At 67.7% G+C, this 2,106-nt stretch carries 1 protein-coding gene; it reads right to left on the reverse strand.

What is annotated here, in order from left to right; translation table 11 throughout:
- The coding region (locus AYR66_RS06940) for a cobaltochelatase subunit CobN (protein WP_141104182.1) at positions 1-2,106 on the reverse strand (2,106 nt) is incomplete at both ends.

Raw genomic sequence — 2,106 nt, forward strand, 5'->3', positions numbered from 1 at the left:
GGGCTGCGGCCAGGGCATCCTTCAGTTCCGGCCGGCGCTCGGCCAGTCCGGCGGCGGAGGCCGCCAGCGCCATCCTCCCGGCGCGGTCGATCAGGTGGATCAGGTTGGGATAGAGGTCGCGGAACAGGCCCGAGGTGGTGACGATGGAGTCGCGTCGCGTGACGCCCGGTCGGAGCCGCACGTCGGTAACGATCCCGCGGGCGTTCCAGACCGGTTCTGCACCCATCAACGCCAGCGCGAATGCGACCATCACGCCTTCGTCGCGCACGGCATCGGAGGCCCACAGGATGATGCCTTCCGAACCTTTTGCCGAAGTGTCGCGTGCAGTTGCCTTGGCGGCGAGCGATTCGCCGAGTCGATAACCGACACGCGTGGGCAGGATGTCCCCGTCCACCGCATGGAAGTTGCGTCCGGTAGGCAGCGCTTCCGGCGAGCGCAGCGGGTCGTTGCCTTTGCCCGGCGGGATGTAGCGGCCTTCAAGGCCGGCGAGCAGTCCTGACATTTCCAGGCGCGGCGAGTCGGCCAGTTTGCGCTCGGTTTCGCGGTCGACGGTGCCGCCCTTGCGCATGGAATCGAGCATCAGCTCCAGCGACTGTTGGCTCCACGGCCGGCCGAACACATGCAGCCCGTAGGGCATGAACTTTTCCTGCAGCTTGGTCAGGTAGTGGCCGACCTCGTGCGCGAGCAGGTCGTCGTCGGCCGATTCGAAGCCGATGCCGCGCACGGCGAGCACGTCGGCCATCGAGGCTTCGAGTTCGGCTTTCAGGTTGAGTGCCGTCACCTGTTCGCGCATGGTGTGCGCGGCCTGCGCCTTGAGCGATTCGCTGGAAGCGGCCTCGAAACTCTCGACCACCTGGCGCAGGGCAAGCAGCTGGTCATAGAGCGGCGTCGCGGCGAGCGGCGGCGTCAGGTGGTCGACCATGACGGCCAGTCCGCGACGTTTGGCCTGCGTGCCTTCGCCGACGCCATCAACGATGTAGGGATAGACGCCGGGCAGGTCAGCGGCGATCAGGCTCGGGTAATCGTCGGCAGAGAGGCCGACTGCCTTCCCGGGCAGGAATTCATAGGTGGAATGGCGGCCGACGTGCACCAGCGCGTCGGCCTTGAAGCGGTCGCGCAGCCAGTGGTAGAACGCAAGGTACTGGTGTGGCGGCGTGATACTGGTGTTGGCGTGAAGCAGCTCTTCGTCCACTTCCCAGCCGCGCGGCGGCTGCGGCCCGATGAACACGTTGCCGAACACGATACCGGGCACGAGCAGCTTTCCGCTGTCGACCATGATCCGGCCCGGCGCCACACCCCAGCCCTTGAGGCCTTCAATGCCATAGCCGCTCAGGCGGCGCGCCACCGGCCCGAGCGCGGCGCAGCGGCGGCGCGGGTTGTCGGCAATGCAGGCGTGGTAGCCGGATTCCAGCGCTTCCAGGTCCTGCAGCGCTTCGCGGCGCTTCGGATGGTCGGCGCCTTCGACCAGGTGGCGCAATTCCTTCAGGATGGCGTCCACACGCTTGCGGCCGGTAGGGCGTTCGTTGGCCGCTTCAGCTTCAAGGACCTCCGCATGCAGGCGGCCGAGCGGTCCGCTCGTCATTTCGCCCTGCACGCGGGCCGGCAGCGTAGTAAACCAGCGCGCATAGTCGGCAGCGGGGACGTTGGCGACGGAGGCACCGAGATCGCGCAGCGCCGCCTTGTCTTCAGGCAGGTTCACGCCATGCGCCATGATGCGGTCGAGCAGGGCCTCGGGGGAAGCAGGCAGTTCGCCCGTTGTGTAGCCGGCCGCCTTGAGCGCATGCAGCATGTCGAACAGCGAGGCCGGAACATCGAGGTTGTCGGCGCCGATGTTCTGCCGTCCCGGCGGATGGTTGTAGTAGATGATGGCGATGCGCTTGTCGCGGTTTGCCTTGGCACGCAGGGCCAGCCAGCGCTGGACGCGCGCGGCGAGCAGGCCGGCTTCCGCTTCCAATACGGCAGGCGGGCGCGTTTCGATGCCGGTCACGCGGTCGACCTGTCCCTTGCCCAGCGCCGAGACGACGATGGGCTGACCGATGCCTTGCAGCTCGGGCAGCGCGACCCGGTACTGCACCGAATCGGCGGGCAGGCCGTCGGGCGACAGCC

It is taken from the genome of Noviherbaspirillum denitrificans, assembly GCF_002211445.1.
GTDB lineage: Bacteria > Pseudomonadota > Gammaproteobacteria > Burkholderiales > Burkholderiaceae_D > Noviherbaspirillum > Noviherbaspirillum denitrificans.